A 17,356-nucleotide genomic window follows, 5' to 3' on the forward strand; every position below is an offset into this window, starting at 1 on the left:
GCCTGCCTCAGATTTGTCCCGTGAGCATCAGGATAAAGTGTAGCAGATTTTTGACGCCGAACATGACGAGCTGCATGGCGTAACTGAGATCGACGCCAATCTCCCGGCCAATATAGGGCAGCAGAAACATCAGGCCGATGACAATGAAGAGGCCGAAACGCTCAAGCTTGGAGTAACGCACAGCCAACTCGTAAGGCAGAAGTCCGGTGACGATCCGTCCGCCATCGAGCGGCGGAATCGGCAGCAGGTTGAACACTGCCAGCACCAGATTGAGCAAGATCCCGTTGATCAAGGTGGCCTGCCACCAGGCGCTGAACCAGTCCGGGAACCAGGCAACAGTGTGCAATAGCGCCGCTGCAAGGAATGCCAGCACGACATTTATTGCAGGCCCCGCCGCCGCGACCAGCATCATGTCGCGGCGCGGATTGTTCAGGCGCGACACGGCGACAGGTACCGGTTTGGCGTAACCGAAGACGAACGGCGTGCCGGCGAGAGCCCATCCAGATATCACGCACAGCATCGGCAGGATGATCGTGCCGAACCTATCGATATGGACGAACGGGTTCAGGGTCACACGCCCCATCAGGCGAGCCGTTGGATCTCCAAGCATGTTCGCCACATAACCGTGCGCCGCTTCATGCATGGTGATCGCGATCAATACCGGTAGTGCCCAGATCGACGCCGTGAAGAGGATGTTGGAGATCATCTCTTCCATCAGGTGGAGGACCGATATTGACCGGTCAGCTCGGCAAAGGAAGAAAGAAGCTCTTCGTGCACCGCCGGACGGGCCTCCCGCTGAATGCGCTCAAGGAAATCGAGCACCATTTCGGCGCGGGAAAGAGCCTTGCCGGACAGAACCGGGGCCGCTCCGGCGACTGCCTGCATCTCCGTCATGTCACCATTGCAGTGCAAGACAACGTCACATCCGGCCTCCAGCGCATGTGCCGTTGATACGTCAAGCGGATCAACCAGCGCCTTCATGGAGATATCGTCACTCATCAAAAGCCCGTCGAAGCCGATCTCCTGCCGGATAACCTCTCCGATGACTGTGGGGGAAACCGTGGCCGCGCGCCCGGAATCCAGCGTCTCGTAGATGACATGAGCTGTCATCGCCATCGGCAGGTCCTTCAAAGCCTTGAAAGGCGCGAAATCGATCGCGGAAAGTTCGTCCCGTTCCGTGTCGACCCGAGGCAACGCGTGGTGGCTGTCGACACCTGCCCGGCCATGCCCGGGGATATGCTTCATCACAGGAGCGACACCGCCGGCGGCAAGACCTTCCGCCTGAGCGCGACCAAGTCTGGCAACGATATCCGGCGTATAGGCAAAAGCACGGTCTCCGATGACGTCATGGGCACCGTCCTGCCGGACATCGAGCAACGGCAGACAATCTACATCGACGCCGCAATCCGTGAGTTCCGCGGCAATCAGTCGGGCATTCACCCGTACAGCCTGCTCCGCACGCACCGGGTCCTCGGCGTAAAGCTTGCCAAACAAGGCTGCCGGCGGGGCTGCACGCCATTGCGGCGGCTTCAGGCGCTGAACCCGGCCACCTTCCTGGTCGATCAGAACCGGCGCGTGGCGTCCGACACAATCGCGCAGATCTTCGGTCAGCATCCGGATCTGCTCCGTGCTTTCGCAGTTCCGCTGAAACAGAATGAAGCCGAACGGATCGGTATCGATGAAGAACTGGCGCTCGGCCCGGCTGAGTTCCGGACCGGCACAGCCGAGGATCAAGGAGCGCATTTGCGTGTCCCGTCTAGCGTTTCACCACGAGGCAAGCCTGACCCTTGGCTTTCAGTGCCGTACAGATGTCACGTGCGGCTTTATCGCTCAACGGTCCGCCCTGTACCCGGAAAAACACCCCGTTGGAAGTCGTGACACGCTGGTAAGTCGGCCCGAGTGCGCCGAGCAAAGCAGCATTAGCCGCTTTCACCCTGTTCCATTCCTTCGCGGCGGCATCCTCGCTCCGCAAGGCGGCGATCTGGATATTGAAACCGCCTGTGGCGACAGGTGCCGGGGCTGGAGCTGGAGCCGGTGCCGGTTTGGGTGTCTTTGCGGCAACGGGCTTCGGCGCCGGTGCCGTGACCGGCGTTTCTACCTTCGCTGCCGGGATTGCGGGCGGCGGAGGGACAAGTGTTTTCGCCGCGGTCTCCGCTGGTTTCTTGGCCGGCGGGATAACGGCGGTTGCCGATGGAGATGAAGCCGGGGGCGATGTTACGGCTGGCGCAGTCGGCGCCGGGGCTTCCGCAGTCTGGGTCGCGTCATTGGTCGGGATCGACAGAGGTTCCGGCGGCGGCAGCGGTGTCTCCGGCGGCGGCAACAGGCGCTCTACACGGCTTTCGCTGTTCTGAGCGCCACGCCCGGAGCCGAGATCGTCGAGCACCAGCTTGTCCTGATGCGGAACTTCCATACCACCTGGCGAATCAGGCCGAACCTTTGACGGTGTCACATCGGCCTTGATCAGCGGGGCGGCGGTTTCGCTGCCTATCCGACGGCCCTGATCGTAGGCGTACCAGACGATACCCGCAAAGGCTGCAACCGCCAGAGTTGCAGCAATGATGGTCAACCCCCTGCCCTTGGTCGTCTCTTCGGACATGAGTGGAGGCGGTCCGGGACGATCCTCTTCCTCGATCATCCGCGGCCGTTCCGGCGCTCCCGAATGCAAACTCATGCGCGCAACTCCTCCACGGGCTCAACCCCGATCACGGAGAGTCCGGAAGCGATGACCGTCTGCGTAGCTCGAACCAGAGCCAGCCGAGCCATGGTCAACTCGCGGTCATCATCGACCAGGAACCTCAAAGTCGTGTCTTCCCTGCCCTTGTTCCACAAACTGTGGAAACCGGTGGCGACCTCGCCGAGATAGAAAGCGATCCGGTGCGGTTCGTGCGCTTCGGCGGCACTTTCGACCGTACGAGGCCATCCGAGTAACAGTTTCATGAGACCAAGCTCGGCCGGATCGGTCAAGCGATCCAGCACTACCGGTGCCAGCCCGGCACAGGAAACATCCGCGCCCTCAAGTGCCTCGGCGGCATGCCTTAAGACGGAATGACAGCGCGCATGGGCATATTGCACATAGAAAACGGGGTTTTCCCGGCTTTGCTCGGTGACCTTCTTGAAATCGAATTCGAGGGTCTGGTCGTTGCGCCGGGTCAGCATGATGAACCGAAGCACGTCTTTGCCTACCGAATCGATGACATCGCGCAAGGTCACGAAGGTTCCAGCCCGTTTCGACATCTTCACCGGCTTGCCGTCATCCATCAGATGCACAAGCTGGCAGAGCTTGACGTCCAGTTCGCCCTTGCCGTCGGTTACGGCCTTCACCGCCGCCTTCATGCGTTTCACATAACCGCCGTGATCCGCGCCCCAGACATCGATCATCTCGGCAAAGCCGCGATTGTACTTATCGAGGTGGTAAGCGACGTCATTTGCGAAATAGGTCCAAGTGCCGTCCGATTTCTGGATCGGCCGGTCAACATCGTCTCCGAACTGCATCGCCTTGAACAGGCGCTGCGGGCGCGGCTCCCAGTCATCCGGCTGCTTGCCCTTCGGCGGCTGCAACACGCCAGTATAGAGCAGGTCGCGCTCCTCCAGCGTCTGCATGACGGCATCGACCGCGCCAGCGTCGACCAAAGCCTTCTCGGAGCTGTAGATCTCGATATCAACGCCAAGACCGGTCAGGTCCTCCTTGATCCCTTCCATCATCATGGAGATGGCAAAGGCACGCACTTCAGGAAGCCACTCCTCGTCCGGGCTCTGCATCCATTTCCCGCCATCGCGCGCCGAAAGTGCCTCACCGACCTCTTTCAGATATTCGCCCGGATAGAAACCTTCAGGAATGGTGCCTATATCCTCCCCTCGAGCCTCCCGGTAGCGGAGATAGGCGGAACGAGCCAAGACATCCACCTGAGCACCTGCATCGTTGACGTAATATTCGCGGGTCACGTCGAATCCGGCCTTGGCAAGCAGTGCAGCCAGCGCATCGCCAATCACGGCACCACGCGCATGCGCCGCATGCAGCGGGCCGGTCGGGTTGGCGGAGACGTATTCCACCATTACCTTCTTGCCGGCGCCGATATCCGACTTGCCGAAATCCAGGCCCTTTTCAAGCAGTCCTGAAATGGCATTGCGCCAGAAACCGTCGGCGATCCGGAGGTTGATGAAACCGGGGCCGGCAATCTCAGCCTCGCTGACCTCTTCCCAGTCACGCATCTTGACGATCAACAACTCGGCGATGTCGCGCGGCTTCATATTTGCGGGCTTGGCCAGCACCATGGCCGCGTTCGTGGCAATGTCGCCGTGGCTCGGATCGCGCGGAGGCTCAACGCCCGCCCGGCTGATATCCATGCCGGAGGGTAGTGCTCCCTCGGCGGCCAGCGCTTCTATCGTTGCATCAAGTTTACTTTGAAAGTATCTGAAAACGTTCATTTATGTCTTCGCGTTTAGATCAAAGAGACGGGCATGCTCGATCACCGCGAAGCGATCGGTCATGCCAGCGATATAGTCGGCCACAAGGCGCGCCTGTTTGGTATCGTCAATCTGGCCCGGCTGGTCGTTGCCGGTGCGCTGCCATTGCGCCGGAAGGCAGTTAGGCTCCGCCATCAGCAACTCGAACATGTCCGTTACCACCCTGCGGGCCTTACTGGCCATGCGATTCACTTTGTAGTGACGATACATGTTGTGGAACAGAAACGCTTTCAAAGTGCGGTTCTGGTCTTCCATTTCGGCGGAAAAAGCAATCAGCGGAACAGGAGCGCTGCGCACGTCATCGGCCGAATTCGGACGGTATTCCGCCAGTCTTCGCCGAGTTTCCCCAAGCAGATCTTCGACCATGGCGCCAATCAGACGGCGGACAATCTCCTGCACCATCTTGGCGCGGGAGAGCGTACCGTAACTCTCCATCACTTCCGAGACTATGGGGCCTATCAGCGGTACATCGAGCATTATTTCGATATCGAAAAGATCTGCGTGCAGCGCGTCATCAATATCATGTGCGTGATAGGCGATATCATCGGAAAGCGCCGCTATCTGGGCTTCCGCACTGGCAAAACCACTTAACTGCAATGATAGTTTCGAGTCCAACTCGGTAATAATCGGTGGTACGTCACCAACTCCGTCCCGATCCGTCAGTGGGCCGTTATGCTTGATGATCCCCTCAATGGTTTCCCAAGTCGGATTGAGGCCATCAAACGACGCGTAACGCTGTTCCAGCAGGGTCAGGACCCGAACCGTCTGCACATTGTGATCAAAGCCGCCATAAGGCTTCATCACCGCGTCCAGGGCGTCCTCGCCGGCATGGCCGAACGGCGTGTGGCCGAGATCGTGCGCAAGCGCCAGGGCTTCCGCCAGATCCTCATTCAGACCAAGGGAGCGGCTGATTGAGCGGGCAATCTGCGCCACCTCAAGGCTGTGCGTCAGCCGGGTGCGGTAATAATCGCCCTCGTGATAGACGAAAACCTGGGTCTTGTATTCCAGGCGCCGGAAAGCGCCGGAATGCAGAACCCTGTCCCGGTCTCGCTGGAACGGCGTGCGCTCGCGCGCTTCCGGCTCCGGGAACTGCCGGCCGCGGCTGTTCCTGAAATCCGCGGCATAGGGCGCGAACTGCTGTTTGAACGTCCAGTTTTGGGACTCGGGCATATACAGGGACCAAGTGCGATTCGAACTGGGCGGAACCTACTCTCGGGCGCCCTTTCGCGCAATGCCAAGGGCCCGAAAACAGTTGAATTCAGGGCCTGACGTATTACTTTCTCATCAGGGACGTGATTATGATCACGGTCAGAAATTCGAACACGATGATCGGAGCGGCGATGAGCCTCGCTGAAAACCATGGTGACAGTGCTGCCGCAGCACCTCCGGGTGCTGGTGGGCGCAGCTTCGGGTTAAGCGAAAGTGCAGCCCGGCGGATCAAGGTCCTGCTGGACATGGAAGAGAATGGCGACGGCAAATTCATGCGCGTCGGCGTCGAGGGCGGTGGCTGCTCCGGCTTCCAGTACGATTTCGGTTTCGATGATGTGATGAAGGACGACGACCACGTGTTCGAGAGCCACGGCATGAAAGTGATCGTGGACGATACCTCTCTCGACCTGCTTGACGGCGGCGTGCTCGATTATGTCGACGAATTGCTCGGCGCCTATTTCCAGGTCACGAATCCGAACGCCTCGTCTTCCTGCGGCTGCGGTACTTCCTTCTCCCTCTGACAGAAGCTAACGCGCCGGTTTCCTTGATGTCCGGCAAAGTGTCTTGGCCGCGCGACAGCGTGCGGGCAAACTTGCCGCTCGTCATTCTCCAAGCTCTTCGCGGAACGGACTCCCCATGAAAGCGGCCACCTGGAACGTCAACTCGGTCAAGGCGAGGCTCCCGAACCTGCTGGAGTGGCTCGACGGCTTCCAGCCCGACGTTGCCATGCTCCAGGAAACCAAGACCGTGGACGAGAATTTCCCGCGCCTTGAGATTGAGGAACGCGGCTACAAGATCCTGGCGCACGGGCAGAAGAGCTATAACGGCGTCGCTATCCTCTCCAAACACGAGATCGAGGACCCACTGGTTGGACTGCCCGGCGACGATGCGGACGAACAGGCCCGCTATGTCGAGGGCACGATCTGCGGCATCCGCTTCGCCTCGATCTATCTGCCGAACGGAAATCCGATCGCGACCGAGAAATTCACCTACAAGCTGGATTGGATGAAGCGACTGAAGGCCCAGGCGGAAATCCTGCTGCAAAGCGAAGGCCCCGTCGTGCTGGCAGGCGACTACAATGTCGTGCCGATGGACGACGACGTGCATGACCCGGCCGGCTGGGCGGACGATGCGCTCTGCCAGCCGGAATCCCGCGCCGCATACCGCTCCATTCTGAATCTCGGCTATGCCGACGCCTACCGGATCTACAACACCGCACCGCACCGCTACAGCTTCTGGGATTATCAGGGCGGTGCCTGGCAGAACGATCACGGTGTGCGGATTGACCACCTGCTGCTCTCGCCGCAAGCGGCGGACCGGCTGAAAGCCTCCGGCATCGACTCCGGCCCGCGCGGAAAAACCAAGGCCTCGGACCACACCCCGGTCTGGATCGAGCTCGCGGCGTAACTGCTCACGTCGTCATCGCTTTTTAGACTTCATCCCGGCCGGAGAGCCGGGACCTAGTCGATCATGGCGAGTTCTGATTTCCTGGGTCCCCGCGTGCGCGGGAATGACGATTTAGAGTGAGCTCACCCCGCTTTGAACGGGTCCCCCAGCGGCCGTGTCCGCAGCCCTTCGCGCAGATGTTTCCACGGTAGCGCCGCCGGATCGGCCAGAACCGGCCCCGGAGACGCACACTCTATGATTTCTGCGGCGATCGGCGCGAAATCGGCGCGGTAGTGCACCGAGCTTTTATTCACCAGGATCTTCATCTGTTCCGGCTCGACGCCGAGGAAACGATACATCATCCGGTCCGCCATCTGCACCTTGCGGGAGCCGACAAGGATCTGCACGCCATTGATGCTGAGCCGGGCCGACGGGCCGAGCCGCATGTGGGTGCCGGAATAGAACGGTCCAGTCGCCATGAATTCTCCATTCGACAACGCCTCGACCCGGAACGTGCCTTCAAAGGGCGCATCACCCGGCACGCGGGACTTGCCGCCAAGAGCGAGCACGACCTCCGCCCCCTCACCGGCCTCATGCGCAGCCAGAGCCGACTCGGCATCAACCAGCAATCCGAGCGCAGCACCCTCGGCACCATTGCGGACCAGAGCGCGCAACAGCCCCGTCGTGTCGCTATCGGCACCGCCGCCGGAATTGTCCTGCACATCCGCGATGATGACTGGGCGGTCCGCCGTGGCCGCGATGCGCATCGCTTCTCGAACCGCCTCGTCCGGACCGGGCAGTGCGGCCGAAAAACCCGCTTCCTTGGCGCAAATGGCATCAACCAATTGTTTCACGGATTGTTTCACACCTCTTTCGGTGTCTCCATATGCGAAAACAGACGCCCCGCAATGATGTATATCGGCTGCAGGGAAGCCCGTTGCGAAGGAAAGCGAGACGTTATGCGCCGCCTCCAGCTCCGGAATCATCGCGTAGAGACCAGCGGCTGGTTCGGCCATCGTGCATTGCCGGACCAGCGGCATCAGGAACGGGATTTGCTCGAAAGTATGGACGGGCTTGCGGCCAGATTTGATGAGAGCATCCAGCCGGCGTGCTACCCGGGCGCCGGTATCGGCCATATCGATATGCGGATAGGTCCGGTAGGCATCGAGGCCATTCGCCCATGAAACCATTTCCGGAGTGACGTTCGCGTGCAGGTCGAGGCTGGCCAGAAGCAGGATGTCGTCTCCGACAAGCGCCCGAACCCGGCGCAGCAACTCGCCCTCGCCATCCTCGTAGGTCTCCGTCGCCATCGCGCCATGCAGGCAGAGATAGATCGCGTCGGCCGGCAGGGCAGCCTCGATGCCCTTCAGGATCAATCCGGCGATATGCTCGTAAGCTTCGTCTGTCACATGAGCTGAAGGAGACGCCGCGGCCCAACTCGTCGGCACCAACTCATGCCCGAGCGCCCGGGCCTGCTCGATGAAACCCGCGACAGAAATATTGATCCCCTTGACCGCTTCGAACAGGGGCGCACCGGTGACCAGTGCCGGCCAACTCCCGGGGCTGGTGAAGGCGTCGAGTGCCGCCTTGCTAGGGCCGAATGTGTTGGTCTCGTGCTGAAAGCCGCCGATGATAATCCGCGCCATTCGGGCTCTCCCGTCCGAAGGTTATGTCTAAGCTAGTTGATGCCGATGGCGCCGCAGAGCGAAACCCAGACATCCTGGAGGATGTAACTGTCCCGCACGAAAGGCAGAACGGCCACGCAGATGAGAAGAAAGACGACAAGACCGACGAACTCGGAGCTGTGCCAGCGGCGCGGCTCCTGTTCAATCCCGGTCCTGTCTCCGTGCTGTACCATTCAGATTCCGTACCCTCGGGGATGAGGCGGCGTTGGCAGAGGGGACATCTGCCTGTAATCAATGCCTGACATCTTAATCACGGGCCCTGCGCGATGGCAATTTGCCCGGGACCATTCTTCTGGAACCGCTCCGGTTCCAAAATCAGACCTAATGAGGGACTGACAGACATGTGCGCGAGGGAATATCTGACGTTCGACGATAGCTGGGCCGGGTATCTGCGCTGGTCGCACCGTTTACCGCCCGCACCGCCGCCCGTCACACCGCGCCACGTATCCGGCATTGCCGAGATCATCGACGATTTCGATGCCGTGATTCTCGACAATTTCGGCGTGCTTAGCCTCGGCCCGCCTGTCATCCCCGAAGGCCCGGCGGCTTATGACTGTATCCGCAAGGCAGGCGTAGCCGTCCGTGTCGTCTCGAACGACGGCTCAAAGAGTGTCGCTGCAATGTGTGAAAGCCATCGCGCGCGCGGATATCTGTTCGAGGAATCTGAGATTTTCGCTGGTGTCAGCCTGCTTGAAAGCATGCTGGAAGGCGGTGAAGGCGGTTTCTGGGCGGCAATTGGCCTCGATCCGCACCTGATTCCAAGAGGCCATGACATTCGCGGCTGGCCTGGTGACGGGGTTGATATAGACGAGGCTGCAGGTCTTCTGCTGCTCGATTGCGATAATTTCTGGAGAAAGGATTTCGCGCCGATCCTCGAGAGTTTCAAGCGCCATCCCCGCCCCGTCATTGTCGGAAACCCGGACCTGACAGCCCCCTATACCGAAGCAATGAGCCTGGAGCCCGGATATCTCGCGCATCAGCTTGCGGACGAAGCCGGGGTCGAGCCGATCTTTCTCGGCAAACCCTTCGGCCCGGTTTATGAGATGGCCATGCGTGACCTGGCCCATATTCCCCCGGAGCGGGTGCTCTGCGTTGGCGATACTCTCCATACGGACGTGCTCGGCGGACGGGCCCGGGGCATGAAGGCCCTGTTGGTCGAAACCGGCTTCACACGTGGAAAAGATCCCCTCACCCTTGCGGAAGAAAGCGGAATCTGGCCTGATTTCATCGCACCGTCGATTTAATCATGGAGCGACCGCATGCATGCGCCAGTCCTCTTGCTATCGATGCTCCTCTGTCTGACCGGCTTTTCAAACGCCGCAATGGCAGCGGACAAGAAGCCGATCGTCATCGAAGGCGAAGCCCGCGTTATTGATGCCGGAACCATCCAGATAGATAGAAGCGTAATCCGTTTGTTCGGGATCGTTGCACCGAGCCCCCGTCAGAAATGCCTGCGCGGCGCCCTGCCCTGGCTCTGCGGCGCAGCTGCGAAGAAGCATCTGCAAAAACTGGCGGACCGTAAGCAGGCCCGCTGCGTTGCCGTGGAAACCTTCAATGCCCGATGCATCGTCAATAATAAGGATATCTCAAACGAGATGGTGCTGTCTGGCTGGGCTGTTGCTGATGAAGCGGGCGATGCCTACAGGCCCGCAGAAGAAAAAGCCCGCGCAGGAAAGCGCGGGCTTTGGGAAAATGTTCCAGACTAAGGTGTTAGCGTCCTAGAGCGCGGCGATCCGCTCCAGCGCGGCGGCCAGTTTGTCCCGCTTGGTCTTCTCATCGGCCAGCCGTTCGCGGTTTTCTTCCACCACTTCCGCCGGCGCGCGGGAGATGAAGCTCTCGTTCGAGAGCTTCTTGTCCAGCTTCATGATCTCGCCGTTTAGCTTGCCAAGATCCTTTTCCAGGCGCACGCGCTCCTGGGCCAGATCGACCACATCGGCGATTGGTAAAATGATCATCGCCTCGTCGATCACCCCCTGAACCGCACCGGTCGGAATATCGTCCGTCGCCGATATGTTCTCCAGACGGGCGAGACGGATGATCACATCCCGGTTCCGCTCCAGCCGCTCCACTGTCTGAGCGGACATATCCTTCAGCAGCAGATCGATCTTCGCGGCGGCTGGCACGTTCATTTCCGAGCGGATAGAGCGCACCTCGGAAATCAGCCGCACCACCCAGTCCATCTCGGCGATGGCATCTGCGTCTGCAGCTTCCTTCAAGCCATCCGGCCAGGCCGTGGTGATCAACTGGCCTTCACCGCCAAAAGCAGACCACAGCTCTTCGGTAATGAACGGCATCAACGGGTTCAGCAGATTGATAGCCTGCATCAGCACCCAGGCCGTTGCCTTGCGGGTTTCTTCCGCAGCAGCCTTGTCGGCACCGGAGAGGATCGGCTTGGTGAATTCCAGATACCAGTCGCAGTAGGTGCCCCAGATGAAGTGATAGAGCGCGCCCGCTGCGTCGTTGAACCGGTAGCCGTCGATGGCCTTCGAAACCTTGGCTTCCGTTTCCGCCAGCTCGGAGATGATCCAGCGGTTCACGGTCTGTGTCGCGGCCTTTGGATCGAACGACGCATCCCACTGACACTCGTTCATTTCCGCATAGCGGGCCGCGTTCCAGAGCTTGGTCGTGAAGTTCCGGTAGCCCTCAACCCGGCTCTCGGCGAGCTTGATGTCCCGGCCCTGCGCCGCCATGGCGGTAAGGGTGAAACGCAGCGCGTCTGTGCCGAATTTCTCGATAAGATCGAGCGGATCCATCACGTTGCCCTTGGACTTGGACATCTTGGCGCCGTGCTGATCCCGGACCAGAGCGTGGATATAGACCGTCGAGAACGGAACCTCGCCCATGAAATGAATGCCCATCATCATCATCCGGGCGACCCAGAAGAAAATGATGTCGAAACCGGTGACCAACACATCACCCGGATAATAACGGTCCAGTTCAGGTGTTTTTTCCGGCCAACCGAGTGTCGAGAACGGCCAGAGCGCGGAAGAGAACCAGGTATCCAGCACATCTTCATCGCGCGTGATCTCGGTCGTTGCGCCATAATGCGCATCCGCTGCGGCCTGCGCCGCCTCTTCCGATTCCTCGACAAAAATGCTGCCGTCCGGGCCGTACCAGGCCGGGATCTGATGGCCCCACCAAAGCTGACGTGAAATGCACCAGGGCTGGATGTTGCGCATCCAGTCGAAATAGGTGTTCTCCCAGCTCTTCGGAACGAACTGCGTTTTCCCGGTCTCCACGGCCTCGATGGCCGGTTTCGCCAGAGTTTCCGCGTCGCAGTACCACTGATCGGTTAGCCACGGCTCGATCTCAACGCCGGAACGGTCTCCATGCGGGACGGTGTGCTGGATATCTTCAATCTGCTCCAGCAGCCCTGCTTCTTCCATGTCTGCAATGATCTTCTTGCGGGCGTCGAACCTGTCGAGCCCCCGATAGGCCTCGGGCGCGTTCTCGTTGATGCGCGCGCGGCTATCGAAGATGTTGATCTGTTCCAGATTGTGCCTGCGACCGACCTCAAAATCGTTGAAATCATGGGCAGGCGTCATCTTGACAGCGCCGGAACCTTTTTCCGGATCGGAATACTCGTCCGCGACAATCGGAATACGGCGACCAACAAGCGGAAGGATGGCGTATTTGCCCACCAGATCCTTGTACCGCTCGTCATCCGGATGCACCGCAATACCGCTGTCGCCAAGCATGGTTTCCGGACGAGTCGTCGCGACAACGATATGCCGGCTGGGATCGTCTTCCAGCGGATACCGGAAATACCAGAGATGACCTTTGCTCTCGACCTGCTGGACCTCCAGGTCGGAGATTGCCGTGTGCAGTTCCGGGTCCCAGTTCACAAGGCGTTTGTCCTTGTAGATCAGGCCCTTTTTATGAAGTTCTACAAATACCTTCGCGACCGCGTCGGAGCAGCCCTCGTCCATTGTGAAGCGCTCACGCTGCCAATCCGGCGAAGCGCCGAGGGCACGGAGCTGGCTGGTGATGGTTCCGCCTGATTCGGCTTTCCATTCCCAAATCTTCTCAACGAACGCTTCCCGGCCAATCGCGCGCCGGGTGATCTGCTTGGCCGCGAGCTGGCGTTCGACAACCGACTGGGTGGCGATGCCCGCATGGTCCGTACCCGGCTGCCACAGCGTATCGTTGCCGGTTTTCCGCTTATAGCGAACCAGGATGTCCTGAATGGTGAAAGTGAGCGCATGGCCCATATGCAGGCTGCCGGTGACGTTCGGCGGCGGCATCATGATGGTGTACGGAACCTTGCTCGAGTTGGGATCGGCGGCGAATGCGCCTGCTTTTTCCCAGTTCTCGTAATGGGTCCGCTCAACCGCGGCCGCGTCGAATGTCTTTCCAAGCATTTTGATGCCCTTGGCCATGTCGTGAAACCGGTATCAGAAAACAGATAGAACCTGCTCCCCGAAAGGAGAGCAGGTTTAGGGCATCATCGGTTGGAATTCCAGCCCGGAAAGCCCGGGACCGATGGTTCTTACCAGGGGTCGCGCCGCTGGGACTGCATCACCAGCCGCTCGATTTCCTCGCGAACCAGACGCTCAACCATCATCGGCAGATGCTGATCCAGCCATTCCTTGAGCATCGGACGCATCAATTCACGCGTCAGGCGCTCAAGCGTTATGGCCCCGTTGCCGATCGGCAGCTCGTGATAATCCTCGTTCAGCTTTTCATTCAGACGGCTGAACGCATCGACCGTTTCGGCGGCCTGCGGCGGTGAAACAAGCCCTTCGGCCGGAGGCGCTTGCTGCGGTTGTTGCAGCGGCGGCGGAGGTGGTGGCGGAGGCGGCGCGGGAGCAGGTTCCGGCTCGTCTTCCTTAAATTTCTGCTCGTCGAACAGCGGCTCGGGCTGTTCTTCCTCCATATCCGTCAGATCGAGGACGTCTTCCTCTTCCTCGAAATCCGGTTCCGGTTCGGGCTCCGGTTCGGCCTCTACTTCAGGCTCCGGCTCCGGTTCGGGTTCAGGCTCCGCTTCAGCCTCTGGCTCCGGTTCGGGCTCGGGTTCAGGCTCCGCTTCAGGCTCGGCCTCCGGTTCCGGAGTCGGCTCTGGCTCGGCAGCTTCTTCGGGGGGTGGGGCTTCCTCGCCCTCCTCACCGTCTTCGGAAATGATTCGCCTAATCGAGGCGAGGATTTCCTCCATCGACGGTTCTTGCGCCGTATCACTCATCCAGACTCAAACCCACAAGGAATCAAGAGGCTTAAAGGGTATCCTACAAGTTTATGAAACGCCAGCCTGTCGTCCGGCCAGTAGTCCCGGGCGATCAGGGGAGTTTTCCCGACACATCAGTTCCCCAGACACGATCGATGGTATCCCGGTAGTGCTTGTCATAATCGTAGAACTCGACATCAAGACCAAGATCCGCCGCCGTGAGCTTGCCCATAGCAAGCAGAAGCGTATACGCAGCCACGACTTCGTCCCGGTTTGCGCTGACAAGACTGACCTGCGTGTCTAGAAGCTCCTGTTCCGCATCCAGGACATCAAGCACAGTCCGGGCACCAACGGTCGCTTCCTGCTGGACGCCGTCGAGGGCAATTTCAGCCGCATCTACACTGGATTTTAGAGCCAGAATTTGGGCTACCGAAGTCTGCCATGCCTCATAGGCACGCGCCGCGAGGTCGACCGTATCGCGGCGAATCGACTCCACCACGATCCGGGACCGGTTGGCATTCTCCTTCGCAGCGCGGACACGCGCGGAGACCTGCCCCTTCTGATAGATCGGAATGATGACCTGAGCCGTAACGGCAAACTCGGTCGTTTTGTCGTCGTTGAAGCCGCTGTCCTCGGCATATTCGGCAGAGCCGACAAGATTGACGGTCGGCAGCAGCTCGCCAAACACCAAATCAATTGTCTCACCGAGGCGTCGCTCATCGAATTTGGCGGCAATCAGGGAAAAATTATTTATGACTGACTGCTCAACAGCCTCTTCCCGGCTCTCGGGCAAGGACGTAACGATGTCCGGATCTTCCAGTTCACTCGGTACAGTACCGACGACACGTTCGTACGCCACCCGCGAGCTGATCAGATTGCCTTCCGCCTGGATCAGGTCGGCCTCGGCAATGGCGACGCGGGCTTCGGCTTGCGCCACATCGGTACGCGTCACCTCACCAACCTCGAAACGATCCCGTGTTGCCTGAAGCTGGGTCTCCAAGCGTGCCCGATTCTTTTTCTGCAGTTCGAGCACAGATTGGTTCCGAATCACGTTCATATAGACGGTAAGCGCATCGAGCAGCGTGTTTTGCTCTGTACTGAACATGGTGGCGCGCTCTTGCTGCACACTATATTCGGCCGAGTTGACGTCCGCTTCCGTGCGTCCACCACGATAGATCGGCTGAGTCACCGTAACGTTGGCCGATTTCGGCGTCGTGTTGCCGTCAGCTGACGTGACGTTGGTATCTACATCGGTTTTCGCGAAGCCGACAGAAAGTGTCGAGGAGACCGTCGGCAGCCAGCCGCCCTTGGCTCGCGGGACGCCTTCATTAACGACACGCAGGCTTGCCCGGGCGGCATTGAGGGTTGGGTTGGTCCGGTAGGTATAAGAAAGGACATCAGAAAGCGTTTCGGCGGTGACTGGCGGTGCAGAAACGCCAAGAATGCAAGCTGACACTGTCAACATCGCGGCCGTGCGATGCAATTTCTTCATACCCGTCACCCGTGTCATCCGAGATCTTTCCACTTTAACAAAAAGCAAACGTGACAATCTAAAAAACGAACTTCGGCTCATTCCGGAACTCCGGGAGCAACGGCACGGAGGCGTCGAAAACCACCCGCTTGGAAACCGTCGTCCCGAATTTTTCGACAAGCACGGCGTTACCCTGCCGCGCTCCGTTCTCATATAGTATCGTGACCAGTCTTCCGCCATCGGCAAGTTGATCGGTAATCGATTCCGGGATCCGTTCAACCCCGCCGCCGATAACAATCAGGCTGTAAGGCGCTTTCTTTATATAACCGGCAAGCGGATCACCCGCGACAATCGCCGCATTATCGACATCAAGCGAACCGAGCCGTTCATTAGCACCACTGACCAGCTTCTCGTCCTGCTCGACACCGTAAACCGTCCCGGCAAGATGCGACAGGATGGCCGTCGAATAACCACACCCGCACGCGACATCCAGCACCGCGTCTGCCGAATCAGGCAATGCAATCTGCAGCAAGCGGGCAAAAACCATCGGCTCCATCAGAACCCGGCCGTTGCCAAGGTTCAGATCCTCGTCGACATAGGCGACGCCCATTAACTGTTTGGGGACGAACAGCTCCCGTGGAACAGCTTCGAAAGCGTCAATGATCGCCGTATCAGTGACCTTGTTCGTCCTGATCTGACTCTCGACCATGTTGTGGCGTGCAGTGGCGAAGTCCGTCATTTCGCGACAGTGCTCCAGCATGTGAAAAGGCAGGCCGATACGCGGCCTTGTGGAAGTTATACTTTGAGGGGTTTTTGAACACAATCCAGATACCACCCCAGATACCACCCAAGGGAGGAACGGCCTGTCATCGGCCGCACCGATAACCGCCATGAAAAAATATCAAATTGCCGCCGTCCCCGGTGATGGCATTGGCCCGGAAGTGATCGACGCAGGCGTAGAGATCCTCGAAGCGCTCGCCGCTGACAGTGCGAATTTCGAGCTCGCATTCGAGCATTTCCCTTGGGGCGGCGACTATTATCGCAAGCACGGCGTGATGATGCCGGAGGACGGGGTCGATACCCTGCGCCGATTCGACGCAATCCTGTTCGGCTCCGCCGGCGATCCCGATATCCCGGACCACATCACCCTGTGGGGCTTGCGCCTGAAGATCTGCCAGACTCTCGACCAGTACGCCAATGTTCGCCCGGCCCGCCTGCTTCCAGGTATTCAGGGGCCCCTCGCCGGTGTCACTGCCGATGATCTCGACTGGGTTATCGTCCGGGAAAACTCGGAAGGTGAATATGCTGGAGCCGGCGGACGCGCCCATGTCGGTCTGCCAGAGGAAGTCGGACTCGACGTTTCCATCTTCACCAGGGTCGGCGTCGAGCGAATCCAGCGCTTTGCTTTCGAGCTCGCGCAATCCCGTCCGCGGAAAAAACTTACGCTCGTGACGAAATCCAATGCCCAGCGGCACGGCATGGTGTTCTGGGACAGCGTGTTCGAGCGAATCAAATCCGATTACCCGGATGTCGAAACGGACAAGATGCTGGTCGATGCGATGACCACAAGAATGGTGCTGGACCCGAAGAGCCTGGATACGGTTGTCGCCACAAACCTGCACGCAGATGTGCTCTCCGATCTCGCCGCCGCCTTGACCGGTTCGCTCGGAATCGCACCGACAGGAAATCTGAGGCCGGAGCGGGATATGCCCTCCATGTTCGAACCCATCCATGGCTCGGCCTTCGATATCACGGGCAAAGGCGTGGCGAATCCGATCGGAACATTCTGGAGCAGCGCCATGCTGCTTGAGCATCTCGGCGAGACCGACGCAGCGTCACGATTGATGTCCGCCATTGAGCGGGTGACTGCGGACGGTTCTGTTCTTCCGCGCGATCTCGGCGGCACAGCAACAACGCGGCAAGTGACCGATGCAGTGCTTGCTGCGCTGTCGAAAGGGAATGTGTGATTCGGGTCATTTG

16 protein-coding genes are annotated in these 17,356 nt (G+C 59.6%); 5 read left to right on the top strand and 11 right to left on the bottom strand.

What is annotated here, in order from left to right; translation table 11 throughout:
• Positions 1 to 7: 7 nt before the first annotated feature.
• The 5 genes from K328_RS0105605 to K328_RS0105625 are packed head-to-tail and all read right to left on the bottom strand — an operon-like array spanning position 8 to position 5,634.
• Positions 8 to 715 (bottom strand): site-2 protease family protein, encoded by a 708-nt coding sequence (locus K328_RS0105605; RefSeq protein ID WP_028465137.1) that lies wholly within the window; start codon positions 713 to 715, stop codon positions 8 to 10.
• Positions 715 to 1,743 carry a beta-N-acetylhexosaminidase gene (gene nagZ / locus K328_RS22695; protein WP_051284549.1) on the bottom strand — a complete coding sequence of 343 codons (1,029 nt, stop codon included), beginning with the start codon at positions 1,741 to 1,743 and terminating at the stop codon, positions 715 to 717. Before nagZ ends, K328_RS0105605 begins: the two co-directional genes overlap by 1 nt.
• Positions 1,744 to 1,756: 13 nt before the next feature.
• Positions 1,757 to 2,671, bottom strand: a complete 915-nt coding sequence (locus tag K328_RS22700; RefSeq protein WP_051284551.1) for an SPOR domain-containing protein — start codon at positions 2,669 to 2,671, stop codon at positions 1,757 to 1,759.
• The gene (gene argS, locus K328_RS0105620) at positions 2,668 to 4,425 is read right to left on the bottom strand and encodes an arginine--tRNA ligase (protein ID WP_028465138.1); all 1,758 of its coding nucleotides are present in this window, start codon (positions 4,423 to 4,425) and stop codon (positions 2,668 to 2,670) included. Before argS ends, K328_RS22700 begins: the two co-directional genes overlap by 4 nt.
• Positions 4,426 to 5,634: a deoxyguanosinetriphosphate triphosphohydrolase gene (locus tag K328_RS0105625; RefSeq protein ID WP_028465139.1), complete on the bottom strand. Its 1,209-nt coding sequence runs from the start codon at positions 5,632 to 5,634 to the stop codon at positions 4,426 to 4,428.
• Positions 5,635 to 5,762: 128 nt separating this feature from the next.
• On the opposite strand from K328_RS0105625, the gene erpA reads away from it, so the two are divergent.
• Together erpA and xth are read left to right on the top strand one after the other, a co-directional pair.
• Positions 5,763 to 6,194 carry an iron-sulfur cluster insertion protein ErpA gene (gene erpA, locus K328_RS0105630; protein ID WP_245577405.1) on the top strand — a complete coding sequence of 144 codons (432 nt, stop codon included), beginning with the start codon at positions 5,763 to 5,765 and terminating at the stop codon, positions 6,192 to 6,194.
• Positions 6,195 to 6,309: 115 nt separating this feature from the next.
• Positions 6,310 to 7,080, top strand: coding sequence for an exodeoxyribonuclease III (gene xth, locus K328_RS0105635; RefSeq protein ID WP_028465141.1), 771 nt, complete (start codon positions 6,310 to 6,312; stop codon positions 7,078 to 7,080).
• Positions 7,081 to 7,202: 122 nt separating this feature from the next.
• Here the strand turns inward: xth and K328_RS0105640 are convergent, their stop codons facing one another.
• The gene (locus K328_RS0105640) at positions 7,203 to 8,705 is read right to left on the bottom strand and encodes a M81 family metallopeptidase (RefSeq protein WP_028465142.1); all 1,503 of its coding nucleotides are present in this window, start codon (positions 8,703 to 8,705) and stop codon (positions 7,203 to 7,205) included.
• 32 nt (positions 8,706 to 8,737) lie between these two features.
• Entirely contained in the window at positions 8,738 to 8,917 is a 180-nt protein-coding gene (locus tag K328_RS0105645; protein ID WP_028465143.1) for a hypothetical protein, read from the bottom strand.
• A gap of 168 nt (positions 8,918 to 9,085) precedes the next feature.
• On the opposite strand from K328_RS0105645, the gene K328_RS0105650 reads away from it, so the two are divergent.
• Both K328_RS0105650 and K328_RS25640 read left to right on the top strand, forming a co-directional pair.
• Positions 9,086 to 9,988: an HAD-IIA family hydrolase gene (locus K328_RS0105650; protein WP_036553176.1), complete on the top strand. Its 903-nt coding sequence runs from the start codon at positions 9,086 to 9,088 to the stop codon at positions 9,986 to 9,988.
• Positions 9,989 to 10,003: 15 nt separating this feature from the next.
• Positions 10,004 to 10,450, top strand: coding sequence for a thermonuclease family protein (locus K328_RS25640; RefSeq protein ID WP_051284553.1), 447 nt, complete (start codon positions 10,004 to 10,006; stop codon positions 10,448 to 10,450).
• Between the two features lie 12 nt (positions 10,451 to 10,462).
• On the opposite strand, the gene K328_RS0105660 is transcribed toward K328_RS25640, so the two are convergent.
• The 4 genes from K328_RS0105660 to K328_RS0105675 all read right to left on the bottom strand — a co-directional run bounded on the left by K328_RS0105660 (position 10,463) and on the right by K328_RS0105675 (position 16,268).
• Positions 10,463 to 13,105, bottom strand: coding sequence for a valine--tRNA ligase (locus tag K328_RS0105660; RefSeq protein ID WP_028465145.1), 2,643 nt, complete (start codon positions 13,103 to 13,105; stop codon positions 10,463 to 10,465).
• A 128-nt stretch (positions 13,106 to 13,233) separates the two neighbouring features.
• Positions 13,234 to 13,923 carry a DUF2497 domain-containing protein gene (locus tag K328_RS0105665; protein WP_051284555.1) on the bottom strand — a complete coding sequence of 230 codons (690 nt, stop codon included), beginning with the start codon at positions 13,921 to 13,923 and terminating at the stop codon, positions 13,234 to 13,236.
• 94 nt (positions 13,924 to 14,017) lie between these two features.
• Positions 14,018 to 15,415, bottom strand: a complete 1,398-nt coding sequence (locus K328_RS0105670; protein WP_051284557.1) for a TolC family outer membrane protein — start codon at positions 15,413 to 15,415, stop codon at positions 14,018 to 14,020.
• 40 nt (positions 15,416 to 15,455) lie between these two features.
• A complete protein-coding gene (locus K328_RS0105675) occupies positions 15,456 to 16,268 on the bottom strand; it encodes a protein-L-isoaspartate O-methyltransferase family protein (RefSeq protein ID WP_245577406.1) in 813 nt (270 codons plus the stop codon).
• Between K328_RS0105675 and K328_RS0105680 the strand changes: the two genes are divergently transcribed.
• A complete protein-coding gene (locus K328_RS0105680; RefSeq protein ID WP_028465149.1) occupies positions 16,267 to 17,343 on the top strand; it encodes a tartrate dehydrogenase in 1,077 nt (358 codons plus the stop codon). The two genes, K328_RS0105675 and K328_RS0105680, sit on opposite strands and share 2 nt — an antisense overlap.
• Positions 17,344 to 17,356: the final 13 nt, after the last annotated feature.

This window comes from Nisaea denitrificans DSM 18348, from assembly GCF_000426505.1.
Classification (GTDB): domain Bacteria; phylum Pseudomonadota; class Alphaproteobacteria; order Thalassobaculales; family Thalassobaculaceae; genus Nisaea; species Nisaea denitrificans.